Below are 19,923 nucleotides of genomic sequence, written 5' to 3'. Positions count from 1 at the left end.
GGGCGAGCGTGGCAGACCATGCGCTGAAGTGCATGCACACGATTGCGGCCGCGAGTGAGAACTTGTGCTGCATGCGTTGCTCCGATCTCCCCACGTGATGCGTTCACGACAAGTGTACATCAGAATCAAGGCGTTGAGTCGGTTTGCAGGCGGAATCGGACCCCGTTTCTGCACGCGATTGGCCGGCGTGGTGCGCCCGGACGATCTCGCCTGCCCGTTCGGATGGCTCTTACGCCGACGGCGTGATCGTCATTAGCCGGCGGTGAAGCGAGTCTTCGAGCGCCACTCCCGGGAGGCGGTGCGAATGTTCCTGAACTCCGAAGGAGTTCTCGTGGCGTGTGGCGCGCAACGGGCGCGATGCGCGGCCGCACGATACGAGCACGCCTTCAGGGTGCGATCCATTGCTGGCGACACAACCGGGGGTCGCGTTCGCATGCGCTCCCTGGACCCCCGGCTACTCACGATGAGGCCTTCGGCCTCGACGCGAGACAGTTCGCTCGCCGTCGCGCTCGCCACGAATCACTCGAACGTCCACGTCACCGTGTGGCTGATCTCGCATTCGAAGGGTGTGATCGTGGCGGCGGAGAGGCGATGGCTTCTCCGCCGCTGGGCCGCAATAGCCCCGCCTGGATTCGAACCAGGGACCAAGGGATTATGAGTCCCCTGCTCTGACCGCTGAGCTACGGGGCCGGTCGAGTGTGGGACGATACCGCCGCGGGCGGGGTTTGCAAGAGGCTGGTGGCTGAGCGTGCGCGGGCTTCAAAGCGAGGTGCGCAGCGCTCCGCGGGCCGCCGCCGCGCGATTCGACCTTTCGCGGCGATCAACCGTTCGCTTTGGATGCTGCCCGCGCCTGCATCTGCTGTTCGAGGCGCTGGATCATCGCGTCGAATGACGTGCCGGGTATTGACTCGGGCGGGGCGTCCTCGCGCTGCCCGCCGCCGGTGAGCAGGCCGCTGGCCATGGCGCGGAATGCGGTCTCGAGGTCGTAGCCATCGCGAATGAGCGGGATGAACTCAGTGCTCCGCCTGCTGCGCAGGAACTGAGCGGCGAGCAGGCGCGTCGTCGCGCGCACCAGCGGGCTCGGGCCGGTGCCGACGAATCCGCCCAGCCAGGCCCGCTCGGAGAGCGGCTCGTGCGTCTCTCGCAGTGCAACGTACTCCGCCCACGCCTCATCTTCGAGTTCGGGCATCAGCGCCACGGCCATCATGTCTGCAACCAGCCAGACGTACGGCTCAGACACGAGTCGCAGTCGCTCTTCGAGTTTCTGTTCGAGCAGGGCGCGGCCGATGAGTTGCGCCACTTCGCCTGCCTGCTGCTGAGTCGTGACGCCCTCGCTGGGCTGAGCGTCGTAGAGCACAAAAGTCGAACGCCCTACGCCGCGCTGCCCCGGCTTGCGGTCGTCGGTCGAAAAGATCTGAATCCACACCTGCTTGGTCTCGACGGGATCGGGCAGCAGTGCGATCTCGATGGGTTGTGGCGGCTCCGGGAACACGGCCTGCGCCGCCGGCTCGTAGCGATCAAGCATGGTGGCGACGGCGGCCGTCAGGTCCGCCTCGGGCGGCGCATAGAGCGTGAGCAGCGGCGTGCCGGCCGCCTTGGGCGGGAAGAGGTCGCGCGCCGTCTGATTGACGACGGGAATCGGCTTTGTGAGCAGGCGATCGACGACGGGTATGGCCGCGAAGATCGCCACGACGCCCAGCAGGGTGAGCAGGGTGATGCGGTTGCGGCGGCGGAGTTCGGGCGGGAATGACTTGGCGCCGGGCATGGGCGTTCCCGTCAGCTTCGATGAGTGGGTGCCAAAACGAACGTCGGCCCGAGGAGCCGTCTCGGGCCGCGAATCGGGAATGCGGATGAGAGGATTTGAACCTCCACGGGATTTTACTCCCACCAGAACCTGAATCTGGCGCGTCTGCCAGTTCCGCCACATCCGCATGTGTGGAGCGCGCCGGGCGCGCCGCCGACAATAGCCCTGCCGCGAATCATATCAAGCGGCGAGGATCGAGGTTCGCCCGGCCGCGGAGTTTGATTCGCGCAAGTCCGGTCGGGTATGGGCCCGAATCGAGTGCTGCGGCGAACTCAGACGGGCTGCCGCGCGTAAAGCATCATCCATGCGCGGCTGTCGCCCGGGGTTGGGCGTTCCGCGATCTGGCGGGGTCGCAGCAGCCGGCCGGGGCAAGATCGGCCGGGACCCGGCCAAGGCGGGATTATGCCGGGGGCTGAAACGTCCGATGATTGCCCATTGGCAGGTCAGTGCAACCCCACGCCGGACCGTCGCGAACAGGCTATTATCAGGCAGCAATTGCAGTGGGGTTGCCCGCTGCTCATTGGGCCCGGTTGCAGGTCAGCCGGGTCGCACAAATTGGCCGAAGGGAGTCTTCCTTTGAACGACGAAGACGACTAACGGTTCACAACGGGGGCCCGACGCCTCGGTGTGAACCGAGGCGGTTGAAAACCTGACGACAGGGCCCGACCAACCCTCTCCTCATCCGCCGGCATCCACGCACCAGCGTCCATGCCGCGGCAACCGCAAAGTAACCCGATTCGACTCTGCACGCCCAGCCGCGCGCAGGGAGTTTGCAAAAGCCGGCGCCCCGCGCCGGCAGTGGATTCATAAACGATTGCCGGCGAGCCGCCCGAAGCGCCGCCGGCTGAAGCGAGTTGATTTTCAAAGGACACGCCATGCCCGCCTCCGACCTTCACATGACCCGCAACATCGGCATCTGCGCCCACATTGACGCCGGCAAGACCACGGTGACCGAGCGCATCCTGTTCTACACCGGCAAGAACTACAAGATGGGCGAGGTGCACGAAGGCACCGCGACGATGGACTTCCTCGTCGAAGAGCAGGAGCGAGGCATTACCATCCAGTCGGCCGCCACGACCTGCCCGTGGATCATCAACGGTCAGGAGTACAAGATCAATCTCATCGACACGCCCGGCCACGTGGACTTCACCATCGAAGTGGAGCGCAGCCTGCGCGTGCTCGACGGCGCCGTGGCGGTGTTCGACGGGAAGGAAGGCGTCGAGGCGCAGAGCGAGACGGTCTGGCGCCAGGCGGATCGTTATCGCGTGCCGCGCCTGTGCTTCATCAACAAGATGGACAAACTCGGCGCTGACTTCGAGTTCAGCTTCAAGTCGATCGGCGAGCGCCTCGGAGCCAACGCGATCGCGGTGCAGATTCCCATCGGCCAGGCCGACACGTTCGAGGGACTGATCGATCTCATGCTGATGAAGGCCTACTACTTCGACAGCAACGAACTCGGCGCCGTCGTCGAAGAGCGCGAGATTCCCGCTGACATGCGCGACATGGCTGAGTTGTGGCGGCACGAGATGATCGAGAAGGCCGCCGAACTCGACGACGAGCTGGCGGAAGTGTTCCTCAGCGACGGCGAGCCCACGGTGGCGCAGCTCAAAGCCGCGCTCCGCAAGGGCACAATCACGCGCCAGTGCTATCCCGTCTTCTGCGGCTCGGCGCTCAAGTACATCGGTGTGCAGCGCCTGCTCAACGGCGTGGTCGATTACCTCCCCAGCCCGCCCGAAGCCGGCGAAGTGAACGGCGTGGACCCGAGCGACCGCAAGGCCGAACTCACCCGTCCGCCCGATCCGGACGCCCCGTTTTCAGCGCTTGTGTTCAAGGTCGTCGCCGACAGCCACGGCGACCTGACGTACCTGCGCATCTACTCCGGCACGCTCAAGCGCGGCTCGCGCGTGCTCAACCCCGGCAACAACCGCAAGGAAAACATCGCGCGCATCTTCGAGATGCACGCCAAGGACCGCATCGCACTCGACGAAGCGTCGGCGGGCAGCATCGTCGGCGTGATCGGCTGCAAGAACTCGATCACCGGCGAGACGCTGTGCGATCCCGACGAGCCGATCCTGCTCGAAACGATGTCGTTCCCCGAGCCGGTCATCTCGATGTCCATCGAGCCCAAGACGGCTGAAGACAAGCGCAAGCTCGGCGAGGCGCTCGTGACCATCCGCCGCGAAGACCCGTCGTTCCGCTCGCACTTCGATGACGAAACGGGACAGACCATCATCGCCGGCATGGGCGAACTGCACCTCGAGATCATCAAGAACAAGCTCGTCCGCGACATGAAGATCGGCGTCGAAGTCGGCAAGCCGCGCGTCACGTATCGCGAAGCGATCATCGGCCACGCAGAACACGTGCGCGGCAAATTCGTCAAGCAGACCGGCGGCCGCGGGCAGTACGGCGACTGCACGATCAACGTCTTCCCCTGCACGCGCGAGGAGGCCGAGGCGCTGGAGATCGATTTCACCAATTCGATCGGCTTCGAGAACAAGATCGTCGGCGGCAAGATTCCCAAGGAATACGTGCCCAGCGTCGAACATGGTTGCCGCCAGGCGGCACTCTCTGGCATCCTCGGCGGGTATCAACTGCTCAACGTGCGCATCGAACTGGTGGACGGCTCGACGCACCCGGTGGACTCGTCGCAGATCGCCTTCGAACAGGCCGGCGCGCTGGCCATGCGCGAGGCGTGCACCAAGGCGGGCCTGTGCCTGCTCGAGCCGATCATGAAAGTGATCGTCATCACGCCCGAGGATTACGTCGGCTCGGTGACCGGCGACATCAACTCGCGCCGCGGCCACATCATCAACATGGAGCAGCGCGGCAACACGCGCGTGCTGACGACCGAAGTGCCGCTGAGCGAGATGTTCGGCTACACGACGGCGCTGCGCTCGCTCACCCAGGGCCGCGCCACGAGCACGATGGAGCCGTGCACCTACCGCCGCATCCCCGAGAACCTCACCAAGGAAATCCTCGCGGCGGTGTAACGCATCGCGCTTTGCCCATCAAAAGCCCCAGCCCCCGAGGACTCCCCTCGGGGGCTTTCTTTTGCGACGAAAGTCGGCAGTACCCGTCTTTTTCCATTGACACCGCCACCCGGATCGGTTAGTTTCTGCATGCCGACGCCCCGGCATCGCGCCTTGGGTGCGGCGTCCTTCCCCGGGCCGTGCACACCGGCCCCCAACCTGGAGGATTGACCATGCACGCACTCGCAGGTCATCGTCTCTGTGCGCTTGCAATGAGCGCCGCGTTTGTCATTGGCGCTCCGGCCCTGAGCCAGACGACGTATTACGTCAACGGCTCATGCGGCAACGACGTGTGGACCGGGCTTTCGCCCGTCTGCGAAGCGCCGAACGGACCCAAAGCCACGATCCAGGCGGGCATCGACGCCGCGAGCGACTTCGACACCGTCATCCTCGCCGACGGGCTGTATACGGGCGAGGGCAACCGGGGCATCCTGTTCCGCGAGAAAGAACTCAGCCTGCGCTCCTCGGGTGGGCCGGAGCAGTGCATCATCGACTGCGAACTGGCGGACCTCGCGTTTGACTTCTGTCATTCGACCGACGATCGGCCGGTGCTGATCGAGGGCGTGACCATCCGCCGCGGCAAGGGCATATGGGCCGGAGGCATCTGCATCGCCAACGCGGATGTCGAGATTCGCGACTGCATCATCGAGCAGTGCGCGCCGTTGCCCACCTACTTTGGTACGACGGGCGGAGTGTTGATCAATGGAAGTTCGGTTGTGCTTATTCAGAACACGGCGATTCGAGGGAATTCAAGTGACGAATCCGCTGGAGGCATACGAGTGGAGTCTGGAGCTATGGCCTTCATCGATTCATCGGTGATCGAGGGCAACGAAGCGGTACACGCCGCAGGCGGGATCTTCGTGGACGCCAGCAGTGCAATCCACATCTCGCGGTGCGTCATTTCACAGAATCTCGCACGAGGTGGGGTTTTGGGCTTCGGTGGTGGGATCGACAAGTTCAGTGACGGGCGGCCAAGTGAACCTCTCAGCACGATTCGCAGCACCCTCTTTGCCGGCAATGCCGCGATTCGTGAGCAGAGCGAAGGCTACACGGCTGGAGGAGGCGCATTTCTGCGCGGGCGCTTCATCCTGTTGGACTGCGAGTTTGTGGACAATGAGGCGACTCGAGGAGCGGGTCTCTGCGTGGCTGGCGACTCGTTCCAGATTGCCGATGTACTCATTCGTGACAACCGTGCCGAAGAAGATGGTGGCGGCGTGTGGGTGTTTCCCGGCAGCGCCGGCCTCTTCGAGCGCGTTCGGCTCGTCGGCAATGAAGCCGGGCGCGATGGCGGGGCCGTCTTCGGCAGCACCAGCGCCGACCGGTGGTCGCTGTGCGAGTTCATCGACAACGTCGCCGGACACGATGGCGGAGCCATGCACGCCGCCTCGCTCACCGGAGACTGGCTTACCTTCCGGGGCAACCGCGCCGGCCGGCACGGCGGGGCCGCGTACCTTCTGGGCGACACAGTCCTTAACAACTCGCTGGTCGTTCGCAACGACGCGCTCGACGCGGGCGGCGGGCTCTACGCGCAGGCGCCGCCGCTTCGACTGACCGGCGCCACCATTGCGCTCAATACGAGCAGCGCCAGCGGGGGCGGCGTTCACATCGCGTCCGAAGGCGGCGGCGACAGCCTCATCGTCAATTCCATCCTGCACGCCAACGGGCCTGATGCGCTCTTCGACGGCTCGCAGCGCGTTGTGGTCGAGCGCAGCATTGTGACCGAAGGCTGGCCGGGTGTGGGCAATCTCGATGCCGATCCGAAGTTCGCTGATCCGACGATTGACGACTTCAGACTGGGCCCGGCGTCGCCCGGCATCGACTCGGGCGACAACACCCAGGCGGCGACCGAATGGGACCTCGACGGGGATTACCGCTTCCGCGACGACCGCGGCATGCCGGATGCCGGTCACGGAGAGCAGCCGCTTGTTGACATGGGCTGTTATGAGTTCCAGGGAGAGACGGAGGCGTTTGTCGCCGTGCACCCGCAGCCGGGTCTGGCCGGGCGCAGCAACCAGTTCCAGGCTGCCGGCGCGACGCCGCAGGCGAGGATCTCGTTCGTGTACGGCCTGAACGTCGGCCTCACGGCGGTTCCGGGCTGCTCGGGTCTGAACGTAGAGATCGCCAATCCTCGCCTGGTGGGCCAGGCGGTGGCGGACCGCGACGGCGATGTGGAGCTGACGCTCTTCGTACCCGCCGCGGCGTCGGGCCGGATGATCCTGCTCCAGGCGGTGGATCGTCAGGCGTGCGCGGTGAGCAATCTCGTCGGGTATCGGTTCCCGTAGGAGATGGCGGCCGTCTCCATCGGGAAAACGCGACTCGACCCTCTACCATAGGGCGTTTCGTAAACACCCGTGGGAGGGATCGTTATGAACAGTGGGGCCAGTGCGATCGATCTGCGCAGCGACACCGTTACGACGCCGACGCAGGCGATGCGAGATGTCATGGCGCGGGCCGAGGTCGGCGATGATGTGCTCGGCGACGAGCCGACCGTCATCAGGCTTCAGGAGAAGGCGGCGAACCTGCTGGGCAAAGCGGATTCGGTGTATGTTCCTTCGGGAACGATGGCCAATCTTTGCGGCATCTGTTCGCAGACGCGCCACGGCGAAGAGATCATCGCTCACAACGAGAGCCACTTCTACTTCTATGAGACGGGCGGGTTCGCCGCCGTCGCCGGCTGCTCGGTGCGCTTCGTGGCCGGGCGGCGCGGCATCTTCGGGCCCGATGTCGTCGAAGCCAACGTGCGTCCGCTGCAGATCCACTACCCGCGCACGAGCCTGGTCATCATCGAGAACACGCACAATCGCGGCGGCGGCGCCGTGTGGAAAGTCGAGCAGGTCAAGGCCGTGTGCGAGCGGGCCCATGAGATGGGGCTGCGCGTGCACATGGATGGCGCCCGCCTGCTCAATGCGTGCATCGCGGCGGGGGTCGATCCCACGGCGTACACGAAGTACGTCGATACGGTGTCGATGTGCTTTTCCAAGGGCCTGGGCGCTCCGGTCGGCTCGGTGCTCGCCGGCGACGAGGAGACCATCCAGACGGCGCATCACTTCCGCAAGATGCTCGGCGGCACGATGCGCCAGTCGGGCGTGATAGCCTCGGCGGCGATCTACGCGCTCGATCATCACGTCACGCGACTCGCCGACGATCACGCCAACGCCAAAGCGTTCGCGCAGCGCATTGCGCAGGTGCCGGGCATTACGCTCGACGTGAGCGAGGTTGAGACGAACATGGTGTTCTTCGACGTCGATCCGAAGTGGGGGCCGGCCAAGAAGTTCGTCCGCCGCCTTGAGAAGGAAGGCGTGCGCATGTTCGCCACAGGGCCGCAGCGCCTGCGGGCGGTGTTTCACCTGGAGGTCTCCGCGGAGCAGGCGAAGCGAGCCGCGGAGATCATCGCCGGCGCTTTGCAGCAAACGCCGGCCTGAGCAGGCGCAAGGAGCGATCGTGTCCGATCATTTCTCTTCGCTTGGTCTGGGCGGCATCGCCATGCTTCGCGATGCCGAGACGCGCTCCATCAGCGCCGAGAACCCTGATGGCGCGCGCGGCGGCGGCGCGAAGGCTTCGCCCGGTCCGGCCGATCCGATCTCGAGCGCCGCATCCGAACTGGGCAGGGGCTGGAAAGTCCGGCCGTGCATCCGCGTGAAATCCGGCGAAACCGTCGTGCTCGCGGACGTGACCGGTCCCGGCGTCGTTCAGCACATCTGGATGACCGTCCTGCACGAGCGCCTGCGCATGATCGCGCTGCGCATCTATTACGATGACCAGAAGACGCCGAGCATTGAGACGCCGCTTGGCGATTTCTTTGCCAACGGCATCGATGGCTGCGCTCTCGTCAGCTCGATCCCCGTCGCCGTCAATCCGCGCGGCGGGATGAACTCGTACTGGCCCATGCCCTTCGCAAAACGCATTCGCATCGAGCTCACCAACGACGGCCCGCAGGACCTCACCGAGTTCTTCTACCAGATCACCTACGCGCTTGCCGATGTGCCTCCGGACGCGGCATGCCTGCATGCGCAGTGGCGCCGCTCGATGACCACGCGTCAGCATCCGGAGCACACCATCCTCGACGGCGTGAAGGGGCGCGGGCACTACGTCGGCACGTATCTCGTCTGGAACCAGTTCTCGAACATGTGGTGGGGCGAGGGCGAACTCAAGTTCTACCTCGACGGCGACGTCGAGCACCCCACGATCTGCGGCACGGGCACCGAAGACTACTTCGGCGGGGCGTGGGGCTTTCGTGCCGCGGTCAACCCGGAGACGAGCGGCCCGGTGACCTATTCGACGCCGTATCTCGGCTATCCGCAGGCGCTCATCGGCGGCGAGCGCGTGCCGTGCCACGGCTTGTATCGCTGGCACATTCCTGACCCGATCTGCTTCCGCGAGAATCTGCGCGTGACGGTGCAGGCGCTGGGGTGGTATCCGACGCGCAAGTTCCAGCCGCTGACTGATGACATCGCCTCGGTGGCGTACTGGTACCAGACGCTGCCGGGGGTGCCCGGGCCGGGTTTGCCTTCGGTGAATGAGCGCCTGTCTCGCTGAACGTCTGGGCCGAACCGCCAACAATCGGCATGCGAATCGCACTTGTCACCGACGCCTGGCTGCCGCAGGTCAATGGCGTGGTGACCACGCTGGGCCACGTCGTGCGTCAACTTGAGGCGATGGGCGATGAGATCCTCGTCATCAACCCGCAACTCTTCCGCACGTATCCGCTGCCTCGCTATCCGGAGATTCGCCTCGCGTGGCTGCCGGGTCGCAAGATGCGACGGATGCTGCGCGAGTTCAATCCGCAAGCGATTCACATTGCCACCGAAGGGCCGCTTGGCATCGCTGCGCGGCTGCATTGCGGCCTGCGGAACATCCCGTTCAACACCTCGTATCACACTCAGTTTCCACAGTATCTCGAGAAATACGCCTGGATTCCTGCGAGCTGGACGTATCGCGTCATGCGCTGGTTTCACGGCCGGGCCAACGCCACGCTCGTGCCCACCGCCCATGTGAGAGAAGAACTCGAGGCGCGAGGCTTCGCCAATGTGCGCGTGTGGACGCGCGGCGTGGACGCTGATCTCTTCAAGCCCGGCGACAAGGACTTTCTGCCCGGCGATCGCCCGATCAGCCTCTACGTCGGCCGGGTCGCCACGGAGAAGAACATCGAAGCGTTTCTCGAAGCGGATGTGCCGGGCACAAAATACATCGTCGGCGATGGGCCGGCGCGGCCCGGGCTGCAACGGAAGTATCCCAACGCGCGCTTCGTCGGCGTCAAGAAGGGCGAAGAACTGGCGAAACACTACGCGGCAGCCGACGTCTTTGTCTTCCCCAGCCGCACCGACACATTTGGTGTGGTCATGCTCGAAGCCATGGCGTGCGGCGTGCCGGTCGCGGCGTATCCGGTGACGGGCCCGATCGACGTCGTAGCGCCGGGCGTTTCGGGCGTGCTCCATGATGATCTGGCCACGGCCATTCGAGGTGCGCTGAAGGTCGATCCCGCATCGTGTCTGAAGTACGCGCAGGGATTCTCGTGGAAGCGCTGCGCCGAGATGTTCCGCGAAGCGCTGAAGCCAGACAGGAGCCGCGAGTAACCCGGTGGGCCCACCAGAGTTTACTTCCCCAGTTTGATGGGCAGGTGTGTTGAGGTGAGTTCATCACCTTGGCCGCGCCACAGCACGAAATCGGAGTCGACAATCCATACGCCGCGGTCGGTGATGCCGGACCCAACGGAATCCTCGACACGTTGGCATTGTCCGGTTTCGACGCATCGAATGGTGGAGTCGGCGATGATCCAGGTCCGACCGCCATGCGATCTGGCATGGATCGGGAAGGTGTTTGCTTTGGTTTCCATCCATCGGCCCGCCATCCAAATTGCATGCGGATCTCTCCAAGTCGGCAGCTGTTTGTCTTCGATGAGCAGGTACAGAATGGGGCCCCGGTCGCCCGCACCGACAATCGTGAGACGCGCATTCTCGGTCGACCAAGGTGGTTGCTTCGAATCGCCACCGGAAGTGTGGTACCGTTCCCAGATGCCAGTGCCGGATCTATTGATCTCGTACACCACGGCCTGACCGTGGTGGACGGAGAAGGCGGTCTCGCCACAAACACAGACGATGTCATCAAGTCCGTCAGGCACGGTTCGATGGAGCGTGAAAAGCGACTGGCCACTCTCCGAAGACCTGCAACTGAGAATCCCCTCAGACTCATCTTCGAGGTTGTATGCGGTGGTTGTGATGAGTGTCCCGTCATCGTTTGTCGTGACTCCAGCGCGTCCGAGCATGTATCCATCATTAGACCAGATTCGTTTCGTGGTCCCGCCGCGGACGTCGCGTGCGTGGATATCCGAGCGATGGATCGTGATGATCTGTTCGGTTGCTTTGGAGTAGACAGGCATGATGAACTCGTCATCCTCGATCGGGAACGACCCCGACCAACCTCCGATGATCCAGACAATCGAGCGATCATCGGAAAGCCACTGTCCCAACTCGGTAATGGTCATGTCGTCGCGGCGGGGTCTGGGACGCGCGATGCCGACGAAGTCAGTTCCGGTGGCGCTCACCCACGTGACTTGCACATCCCCGAATCCGGCCACGATCGGAGCGTGCGATTGCAGCGGCTCCTCGTGTCTTATTGCACAGGAGGTGAGGAGGATCGCTGCAAGAGGAGCAGCGCTTCGTATCGAGAAGGAGTGAAATCGTTGGAGCATGATGTAGCCATGATACTCGGGAGGTGCATCGCGCACAGCCGCGGCGCTCGTAGTGGGTCGGCCATCGCTGTACGTGGCATGCTGGTTGCACTGCAGCCAATGAAAAACGCCATCGCACGCGATGGCGTTTCAATGTGTCGAGTAGGTGTCCGGCCGTCAATCGGTGTCTTTCTCCGCCTTCTTCTTCGGAGATGGTTTCTTCTTACCCGTCTCTTTTTTTGACGAACCGGACTTTTCGCCTTCCGCGGCCTTCTCGGCTTCGGCCCGGGCGGCTTCGCGCTCGGCTTCCATCTCCTTGTTCCACTCCTCCGCCGTGATGGCCGTCACATCGGCCATCTCGATCACGCGGTCCGCCGCCTTTTCGTGGCGCAGCTGGTTCACGAGCATGGGTCCGCGGCCCGAGCGGATGAGTTCCTGACGCAACTTCTCGGGCCGGGTGTTCTGCCGCATGGCGATCTGCGCGATCCGGCCGTTGATCTCGTCCTCGGTCACCTTGATGTCAAAGGCCTCGCAGAGTTGCTCCATGATGAACATGAGTTTGAGGTCTTTGGCCGCGCGCTCGGCGCCGGCTTCGCGGATCTCCGCCATGCGCTCTTCGACCAGATACGCCGGCATGCCCTGGTTGAGCATCCGCAGGCGGAACGACTCGATGGTCTGAGCCGTCTGGGCGGCGCTGGCGCGCTGGGGCAGGTCCATCTCGGTGTTTTCGAGCAGGTACTTGGCCACCTGTCGGCGGAGAATGTCCTGCTGCTCCCCGGCGATCTGCGCCTGCAGGGCCCGCTCGAGGCGCTCGCGCAGCTGGCCTTCGATCTCCAGGCCCGTCATGGCGAGCAACTGCTCCATCGTCGCGGGAATGAGCCGCCCGACGTTGGCGATGTTGAACTCGATGGTGATCGGCTTGCCGCGCACGGCTTCGAGTTCGTGGTTTTCCGGGCCGGTGGTTTCGACGCTGACGGTTTCGCCGGCGGTCTTCCCGCCCAGCAATTCGCGCAGGCCTTCGATCTGGATGCCGCCGATCGGGCCGCGATCCGGATCATCCGCCAGGGGCAGGCGGCTTACGGTCTCGGCGACCGTGCCCAGCGCGTTGCCTTCGCGGTCGTTGATCTTCGCGCTGCCGAAGAAGTAGTCGCCCGGCTCGGGCGTCCCTTCGACCGGAACCACCGTGCCGCGCCGCTCCTGCTGGACCTTGAGTTCCTTGTCAACCATCTCGCGCGTCACTTCGAGCGTCGGGCGGCGCAGGGGCACGCCGTCGTACTTGGGCAGTTCAAAGTCGGGAAGCACTTCGATCTCGAACGTGAACTTGAACGCCTTGCCGGGCTGCAGGTCGGGAATCTTCTCGTCGGTCTCGACGGGGTTGCCGATCACCTTGAACTTGTTGTCGCGGACGACTTTCTCAACGGCTTCGCGCATGAGGCGGTTGCGGGTCTCTTCGGCGACGCCTTTGGCGAAGCGGCGCTCGACGAGTTTGCGCGGCGCCTTGCCGGGCCGGAAACCCGGCAGCCGCACTTCAGAGGTCAGCGTCGTGAAGTTATCGCCCATGCGATCATCGATCACGGCGGATGAGATCTCGACGGTGATTTTCTTGCACGCCGCGCCAGCGTCGTTGATGTCAACGCGGTCGAGGGCGAGTTCTTCGGTGGTCTCGGTGGTGGTGGCCATGGTCAGCGGGGTTCCTGATTCGTCAGTGCGCCGGGGCGCAAGTACTGGTTGTGTGGGCGGGTCCGGTTAAGTCTGTGAGGGTAGCGCGCGGGGGCAAACGGGCCAAACGGCATGAGTCTGAGCCTGCCCGCGTGCCAGTACCGGAATTCACCCCGATTCGACCGCGATCGGCTCCATCCACGTTTATTCAGGATACGATTATCCTGATAGTAGTTCCGGCCGGGGCTGCCGGCCGATCCACAAGGAGCCATTCCGATGCCGCGTCGTCATTCCTGGGCCGAGCCGTACAAGATCAAGATGGTCGAACACCTCCGCATGACCACTCGCGCCGAGCGCGAGGCGGCCATCGCCGAGGCGGGCTTCAACACCTTCCTGCTGCGCAGCGACGACGTCTACATCGACCTGCTGACCGACTCGGGCACCTCGGCCATGAGCGATCGGCAGTGGGCCGGGCTGATGATGGGAGACGAGGCCTACGCGGGCAGCCGCAATTTCTATCACCTCGAGACCGCGGTGCGGCAGTTCTATGGCTACCGGCACGTCATCCCGACGCACCAGGGCCGCGGGGCCGAGCACATCCTCAGCGTCATGTGCATCAAGCCCGGCGACTTCGTGCCCGGCAACATGTACTTCACGACAACCAAAGCGCACCAGGAACTTGCCGGCGCCACGTTTGTCGATGTGATCGTCGATGCCGCCCATGATCCGCAGGACGAGTCACCGTTCAAGGGCAACGTCGACCTGGCGAAACTCGAAGCGCTCATCGCGCGCGTCGGCGCCGATCGCATTCCGTACCTGTGCATGCAGACGAACGTGAACATGGCCGGCGGGCAGCCGATCAGCCTCGCCAACATCAAGGCCACGAGTCAGCTCTGCCGCAGGCACGGCATCAGGATCATGATGGATGCGACCCGCGCCGTCGAGAACGCCTACTTCATCAGGGTGCGCGAGCCCGGTTACGAGAACCACAGCATCGCCCACATCCTGCTCGAGATGTGCTCCTACACCGACGGCTGCACGTGCTCGGCCAAGAAGGACAGCCTCGTCAACATCGGCGGCTGGCTCGCGGTCAATGATGACGATCTCGCCGAGCAGGCGCGCAACCTCGTCGTGCTCTTCGAGGGCCTGCACACCTACGGCGGCCTGGCCGGGCGCGACATGGAGGCCATGGCCATCGGCATTGAAGAGTCGGTCCAGTATGACCACATCCGCGCGCGCATCGGGCAGGTCGAGTATCTCGGACAGACGCTGCTGCGCTTCGGCGTACCCATCGTGCGGCCCATCGGCGGGCACGGCATCTTCATCGACGCCGCTCGATTTCTGCCGCATATCCCGCGAGAGCAGTTCCCCGCCCAGTCGCTGGCGGCCGCCCTCTACGTGCAGTCCGGCGTGCGCGCCATGGAGCGCGGAGCCGTCTCATCGGGCCGCCACCACGACACCGGCGAGAACATCTTCCCGAAACTCGAACTCGTCCGCCTCACCATCCCGCGCCGTGTCTACACCCAGGCGCACATGGATGTGACAGCCGAGGCAGTCGTCGACCTTTACGAAAACGCCCGCGACATCGTCGGCCTGCGATTCACCTTCGAGCCGAAGTACCTGCGCTTCTTCCAGGCGCGCTTCGAGCCGGTGGTGGGCGCCAAGGTGCTGCGCAGCGCGCCCGTGGAGCCGGGAGTGCAGGTGGACGCCATGGCCGCGCTGGGCGACGGAATCTGACGCGGCGTTTGAGTGGGCTACTGGATGGCCGCAGTGTTGCTCGTGGTGCAGCTCGTGAGATCGAGCAGTTGCAGATGCGCGCCGCACAGGCCCGGACCGATGTTGCTCGTGAGCATGCGCGAGCCGCCCTGGCCGGCGCTGCCGGTGAAGGCCACCTGCAATTGATCATTCGACAAGCCGAGCATCGTGCCCGGGCACGGCCGGTTGTTGGGAATGACGAACGAGCCGGTGCTGCGCGCAAAGAGCAGCGCGACCTGGCCGTTGGGCGTGGCGCCGCCCCACTCGACGATGATGCCGCCGCCCTGCGGACATTGGGCCGACACGGCCAGCACAATGCCGCCCTGCTCGCCCGCGACCACCTTTGCCATGAAGTCGATCGCCCGGCCGTTGGGGTCGGTGAGCTTGGTCCAGTTCGCGCCGTCGCCAAACCACGCGTGCGTCGGGCTCGAGCCGACGCTTGGCGGGCCGTAGTGGGGCAGACCGGCGGCGACGGGACGGGTGTCGGAGATGAGAATCGTCCAGGTGAACGTGTCAGGCACTTCGATGGACGGCACGTCAAAGCGGATGAGGTCGTTGCCGCCGGTGAGCGGCACATCGTTGCGCACCGCGCCCTCCCAGAGCATGGTGCCGGGCGCGCCGTTGACGCCGTCGTTGGCGTAGAGGCGCGGCTGAAGATCGGCCGTGCCGACCTGGCCCTGCATGGTGATGCCGATGTGCAGTTGCGTGACCAGGCGCTCCGAGCCGGCGGCCTGGATCTCGTCGCCGATCTGAAGTTGGGTGAATGACCGGGCGCCGGTCGGGCCGGAGGTGTTGTCGTAGATGACCTCGCCCGGCGCCGTCGAGGCGGTCAGGGCGAAGGCGGCCGAAAGGGCGACTCGAACGGCAAACGATGCTGGCATGGTGTTCTCCTCTCCTGAAGATGATGCAGCATACACGAAATCGGCCGCTGCGCCAAGGACGAATCCGAGAAAGAGCCGGCTTGGGCGGCCGCTTCGCGAATGTCGCCATCGCGTCCTACCCTTGCCCCATGAGCAACGAAAGCAGCGCATCCCCGCAATCGCCCGCCGCGACGCGCAGCATGGACGACATCGTCGCCCTGTGTCGCCGGCGCGGCTTCATCTGGCAATCCTCCGAGATCTACGGCGGCATCAACGGCTTCTGGGATTACGGCCCGCTGGGCGTCGAACTCAAGCGGAACCTGAAGGAGGCGTGGTGGCACGACATCGTCCGCTGCCCGGGCAAGGGGCCGGATGGCGAACTCATCGACATGGTCGGCGTCGACTGCACCATCATCATGAACCCGAAGGTGTGGGAGGCGAGTGGCCACGTCGGCAACTTCGCCGACCCAATGTCGACGTGCGCCAGGTGCGGTAATTCCGTGCGGGCAGACCATATCTGGGAGGTGCTCAGTACACAGTCCGCGTGGCTCGACTCACTGCTTCAGGAATTCGAGCACTTTTCTGGGCGAATCGATGCTGGGCACCTGCTGCGTTGGGCGAGGGGCAAGGGCAAGCACAAGGCACCGAACTTGGCGCTCGTTCGCAATCCTGAAGTGACGCTCACATGGCTCTCGGAGAGAATCAACGATCAATCGAACAATCCACCTGACATGAAGGAACTGGTGCAGTACATTGCCACAGAGCAGTTCGCCGCAACGGGCCTTCAGACTCCCTGTCCGCTGTGCGGCGGAGAAATGAGTGAGGCGCGGGCATTCAAGTTGATGTTCGAGAGTCACGCTGGCCTGTCTCAAACAGAAGATAACAAGGTATACCTTCGCCCCGAAACCGCACAGGGCATCTTCACCCAGTTCTGGAACGTGGTCGATACGTCGCGCGTGAAAGTGCCGTTCGGCATCGCACAGGTAGGAAAGGCCTTTCGCAATGAGGTGACTCCACGGCATTACACCTACCGCAGCCGCGAGTTCGAGCAGATGGAGATCGAGTTCTTCATCCGGCCCGATCAGGCAGCCGAGTGGTACGCGTACTGGCGTGATGCCCGCTATGAGTGGTGGAAGTCCATCGGCCTGGCCGGCGACAATCTGCAACTGCGCGAACACGAAAAAGAGGAACTTGCCCACTACGCCAAGGAAGGCGCCGGCGTGTGCGACATCGAATACCGCTTCCCCTTCACGGCGCCGGGCTTTGGCGAACTCGAGGGCGTCGCCCACCGCGCCGACTACGACCTCAGGGCCCACGCCAACGCGTGCGGCAAGGGCGACAAACTCCGCTACTTCGATCAGGAGCGCAACGAGCGTTACTTCCCGCACGTCATCGAGCCCTCGGCCGGGGCCGATCGCGGCACGCTCGCGCTGCTCTGCGAGGCGTACACGCCCGACAGCAATCGCCCCAGCGGCGTGTACATGAAGTTCCACCCGCGCCTCGCGCCGATCAAGGCGGCCATCTTCCCGCTGGTGAACAAGGACGGCATGCCCGAGATCGCCGAGAAGTTGTACATGCAGCTCCGGCAGAAGTGGAACGTGCAGATCGACGTCAAGCAGAACATCGGCAAGCGCTACGCCCGCATGGATGAGGCCGGCACGCCGTACTGCTTCACGATCGATTCCGACACGCTCAAGGACCAGACCGTCACCGTGCGCCATCGCGATACGCTCCAGCAGGAGCGCATCAGCCTCGACAAGGTGGCGGCGTTCCTCGCGGAGAAGATCGGCGGATAGCGTTGCTTGCAGCGAGTGGTTCGACTTCGATCATTTCCTACCATTGGCCCTCATGACCGACCAACCGCAACGCACGCCCACCGAAGAAACCGCCTACGCCGAGCAACTCATTGCCGACCGGCGGGCGAAGGTGAAGCGCCTGCGCGAAGAACTCGGCGTGAGCGGTTACGGTCGGCGCGTGGATGGATTGATCTCGCTTGCCGAGGCTCGCGCAAAGTATGTCGAAGGCGCCGAGGGCGATGCGCGGCCCGTCGTGCGCGTGGCCGGCCGGGTCATGCTCCACCGCGACGGCGGCAAGCTGCACTGGCTCAACATCCGCGACCTCACCGCCGACCTGCAGATCGCCGTCTCCAAGAAGGACGCCGACGAGCAGAGCTTCGCCGTCACGCAACTGACCGACCTGGGCGACATCATCGTCATCGAGGGGCCGGTGATGAAGACGCGCACCGGCGAGATCACCGTCTGGGCCCGCTCGGTCGAGATGGCGTGCAAGAGCATCGCGCTCCCGCCCGATAAGTTTCACGGCATCGAAGATCCGGAGATGCGCTACCGCCAGCGCTACGTCGATATGTACGTCCACCCCGAGGTGGCGCGGACGTTCGAAACGCGCTCCCGGCTGATGAAATCGATCCGCCGCTACATGGACAGCCGGGGATATCTCGAAGTGGAGACGCCCATGCTCCAGGCCCAGGCGGGCGGGGCGGCGGCGCGGCCGTTCATCACCCACCTCAACGCCATGGACATGGATGTGTACCTCCGCATCGCGCCTGAACTCTACCTCAAGCGCCTGCTCGTGGGCGGCATGCCGCGCGTCTACGAGATCAACCGCAACTTCCGCAACGAAGGCGTCGATCGCAGCCACAATCCCGAATTCACCATGATGGAGGTCTACGAGGCGTTCGGCGACTACGAGACGATGCGCGAACTGACCGAAGGCCTCATCCACGAACTCGCCGTCGAAGTCACCGGCGTCACCGACGGCCGGCCCGTGCTTGAGTTCGACGGCATGTCAATCGACTGCGCGCGGCCCTTCGACCGCGTGACGTATGGCGAGCTTTTCGAGCGAGGGCTGGGCGTGTCGATGTTCGACGAAGCGGCCGTGCGGGCCGAGGCGCGCAAGCGCGGCATCGAAGGCGCCGCCAGCCGTGATCACTGGCTGCTCGTGAGCGACCTCTTTGACCGCTTTGCCGAAGGCGGCATCGATCCGGCGCGGCCGACGTTCGTCGTCGATTTCCCCAGCGCCATTTCGCCGCTCACCCGGCCGCACGAAGATCGGCCTGAACTCGCGTATCGGTGGGAGCTGTTCATCGCCGGCATGGAGTTCGCCAATTCATACACTGAACTCAATGACCCGGACGTGCAGGAGCGCAAGTTCACCGAGCAACTCGCGGGGGCGAACACCGATGACGCCGTGTTCCGCACGCTCGATCACGACTTCCTCAACGCGCTGCGCGTGGGCATGCCCCCGGCCGGCGGGCTGGGCGTGGGCATTGATCGGCTCATGATGATCCTGACGGGCAATCGCTCCATCCGCGACGTAATTCCCTTCCCGTTCATGCGGCCGGAGGGCGGCGCGGCCGATGCGGGTGAAGGCGCATCGTGATGGGCATTCTCGCAGCGCGGCGCTGGAGGCGGCGGAGCACGAAGACGTACCTCGCGTCGATCGGCCGCACGGTCGATCGCGCCACGCTGCGGAAAATGACGCGCGCCGCCGACCGGCGCATTACCTGGTACGTGCGTCTCGGCATTGCTCTGCCGGGCCTGCTGCTGCTGTTTGCCTGGCTGTGGATGTTCCGCGGAGTGATGAACGCCGGTGGACCACTGTGGCGGATTCTGCTGCTCATGCTCGTGTTCATCGGCGTGCCTTCGTTTCTGGTGGTGTCGGCCATCCGCGTGGTGCAGGACCGCTTCCGCCGCCACGCCCTCTACGCGTCCCTGCGCGAAGATTTCCAGATCCCCGTGTGCACCCAGTGCGGTTACGACTTGCGCGGCAGCGGGGGCATGGACGCCAGCCGCTGCCCGGAGTGCGGCGCGCGATTTGGCGACTGACGCTAGAATCACTCGATGAACGAACCCGATCCGCATGCAACCAGATGCGATGCCGCGGCGTCGGCGGCAGCGTCCTGGCTCGCCGCAGAGGCGGCCGGCTTTGACATGAGCCTGATCGAAGACCGACTGCGCCTTACAGTCACTGAGCGTTTCGAGCGACACGAGCAGTCGCGGCAGGCGGTTCTCGCGCTGAGGCAGGCCGGAATCGAGTACTATGGGTTCGATCCTCGACATCCTGCGTGAACTGCAGGACCTTCAGGCGGCGATGGAGCAGGAAGCAATCCGAGATCGCGCGCAGCCGCCC

Annotated in this window: 14 protein-coding genes and 2 tRNA genes; 10 read left to right on the top strand and 6 right to left on the bottom strand. The window is 64.4% G+C overall.

Features of this window, described 5'->3' with window-relative positions:
* Window positions 1-617: 617 nt before the first annotated feature.
* The 3 genes from IT430_01605 to IT430_01595 form a co-directional block, all read right to left on the bottom strand.
* Window positions 618-690, bottom strand: a tRNA-Ile gene (locus IT430_01605).
* Window positions 691-820: 130 nt separating this feature from the next.
* The gene (locus tag IT430_01600) at window positions 821-1,765 is read right to left on the bottom strand and encodes a hypothetical protein (protein ID MCC6906611.1); all 945 of its coding nucleotides are present in this window, start codon (window positions 1,763-1,765) and stop codon (window positions 821-823) included.
* An 80-nt stretch (window positions 1,766-1,845) separates the two neighbouring features.
* A tRNA-Leu gene (locus IT430_01595) sits at window positions 1,846-1,931 on the bottom strand.
* 748 nt (window positions 1,932-2,679) lie between these two features.
* Between IT430_01595 and fusA the strand changes: the two genes are divergently transcribed.
* From fusA to IT430_01570, 5 genes are all read left to right on the top strand, one after another.
* Window positions 2,680-4,794 carry an elongation factor G gene (fusA, locus tag IT430_01590; GenBank protein MCC6906610.1) on the top strand — a complete coding sequence of 705 codons (2,115 nt, stop codon included), beginning with the start codon at window positions 2,680-2,682 and terminating at the stop codon, window positions 4,792-4,794.
* Window positions 4,795-5,006: 212 nt separating this feature from the next.
* Window positions 5,007-7,115, top strand: a complete 2,109-nt coding sequence (locus IT430_01585) for a right-handed parallel beta-helix repeat-containing protein (GenBank protein ID MCC6906609.1) — start codon at window positions 5,007-5,009, stop codon at window positions 7,113-7,115.
* Between the two features lie 84 nt (window positions 7,116-7,199).
* Window positions 7,200-8,255 carry a hypothetical protein gene (locus IT430_01580; protein MCC6906608.1) on the top strand — a complete coding sequence of 352 codons (1,056 nt, stop codon included), beginning with the start codon at window positions 7,200-7,202 and terminating at the stop codon, window positions 8,253-8,255.
* A gap of 19 nt (window positions 8,256-8,274) precedes the next feature.
* Window positions 8,275-9,369, top strand: coding sequence for a DUF2961 domain-containing protein (locus IT430_01575; protein ID MCC6906607.1), 1,095 nt, complete (start codon window positions 8,275-8,277; stop codon window positions 9,367-9,369).
* Window positions 9,370-9,398: 29 nt separating this feature from the next.
* Window positions 9,399-10,406 (top strand): glycosyltransferase family 1 protein, encoded by a 1,008-nt coding sequence (locus tag IT430_01570; protein MCC6906606.1) that lies wholly within the window; start codon window positions 9,399-9,401, stop codon window positions 10,404-10,406.
* Between the two features lie 20 nt (window positions 10,407-10,426).
* On the opposite strand, the gene IT430_01565 is transcribed toward IT430_01570, so the two are convergent.
* Together IT430_01565 and tig are read right to left on the bottom strand one after the other, a co-directional pair.
* Entirely contained in the window at window positions 10,427-11,521 is a 1,095-nt protein-coding gene (locus IT430_01565) for a hypothetical protein (GenBank protein MCC6906605.1), read from the bottom strand.
* 156 nt (window positions 11,522-11,677) lie between these two features.
* On the bottom strand, window positions 11,678-13,180 hold the full coding sequence (gene tig, locus IT430_01560; protein MCC6906604.1) for a trigger factor: 1,503 nt from the start codon (window positions 13,178-13,180) through the stop codon (window positions 11,678-11,680).
* A gap of 255 nt (window positions 13,181-13,435) precedes the next feature.
* Between tig and IT430_01555 the strand changes: the two genes are divergently transcribed.
* Window positions 13,436-14,896 (top strand): tyrosine phenol-lyase, encoded by a 1,461-nt coding sequence (locus tag IT430_01555; protein ID MCC6906603.1) that lies wholly within the window; start codon window positions 13,436-13,438, stop codon window positions 14,894-14,896.
* Between the two features lie 17 nt (window positions 14,897-14,913).
* Here the strand turns inward: IT430_01555 and IT430_01550 are convergent, their stop codons facing one another.
* Window positions 14,914-15,795, bottom strand: a complete 882-nt coding sequence (locus tag IT430_01550) for a hypothetical protein (protein ID MCC6906602.1) — start codon at window positions 15,793-15,795, stop codon at window positions 14,914-14,916.
* 128 nt (window positions 15,796-15,923) lie between these two features.
* On the opposite strand from IT430_01550, the gene IT430_01545 reads away from it, so the two are divergent.
* Genes IT430_01545 through IT430_01530 form a run of 4 tightly spaced genes read left to right on the top strand, consistent with a single transcriptional unit; the run spans window position 15,924 to window position 19,862 of the window.
* The gene (locus tag IT430_01545) at window positions 15,924-17,570 is read left to right on the top strand and encodes a glycine--tRNA ligase (GenBank protein ID MCC6906601.1); all 1,647 of its coding nucleotides are present in this window, start codon (window positions 15,924-15,926) and stop codon (window positions 17,568-17,570) included.
* 52 nt (window positions 17,571-17,622) lie between these two features.
* Complete coding sequence (lysS, locus tag IT430_01540) at window positions 17,623-19,173, top strand: lysine--tRNA ligase (GenBank protein ID MCC6906600.1); 1,551 nt, start codon at window positions 17,623-17,625, stop codon at window positions 19,171-19,173.
* Window positions 19,173-19,619, top strand: a complete 447-nt coding sequence (locus IT430_01535) for a hypothetical protein (GenBank protein ID MCC6906599.1) — start codon at window positions 19,173-19,175, stop codon at window positions 19,617-19,619. The genes lysS and IT430_01535 overlap by 1 nt, the downstream gene beginning before the upstream one ends.
* Before the next feature lie 15 nt (window positions 19,620-19,634).
* Window positions 19,635-19,862 (top strand): hypothetical protein, encoded by a 228-nt coding sequence (locus IT430_01530; GenBank protein MCC6906598.1) that lies wholly within the window; start codon window positions 19,635-19,637, stop codon window positions 19,860-19,862.
* Window positions 19,863-19,923 lie beyond the last annotated feature (61 nt).

It is taken from the genome of Phycisphaerales bacterium (genome assembly GCA_020852515.1).
In the GTDB taxonomy this organism is placed as follows: Bacteria; Planctomycetota; Phycisphaerae; order Phycisphaerales; family UBA5793; genus UBA5793.
This window is presented reverse-complemented; position numbering and strand designations above follow the sequence as displayed.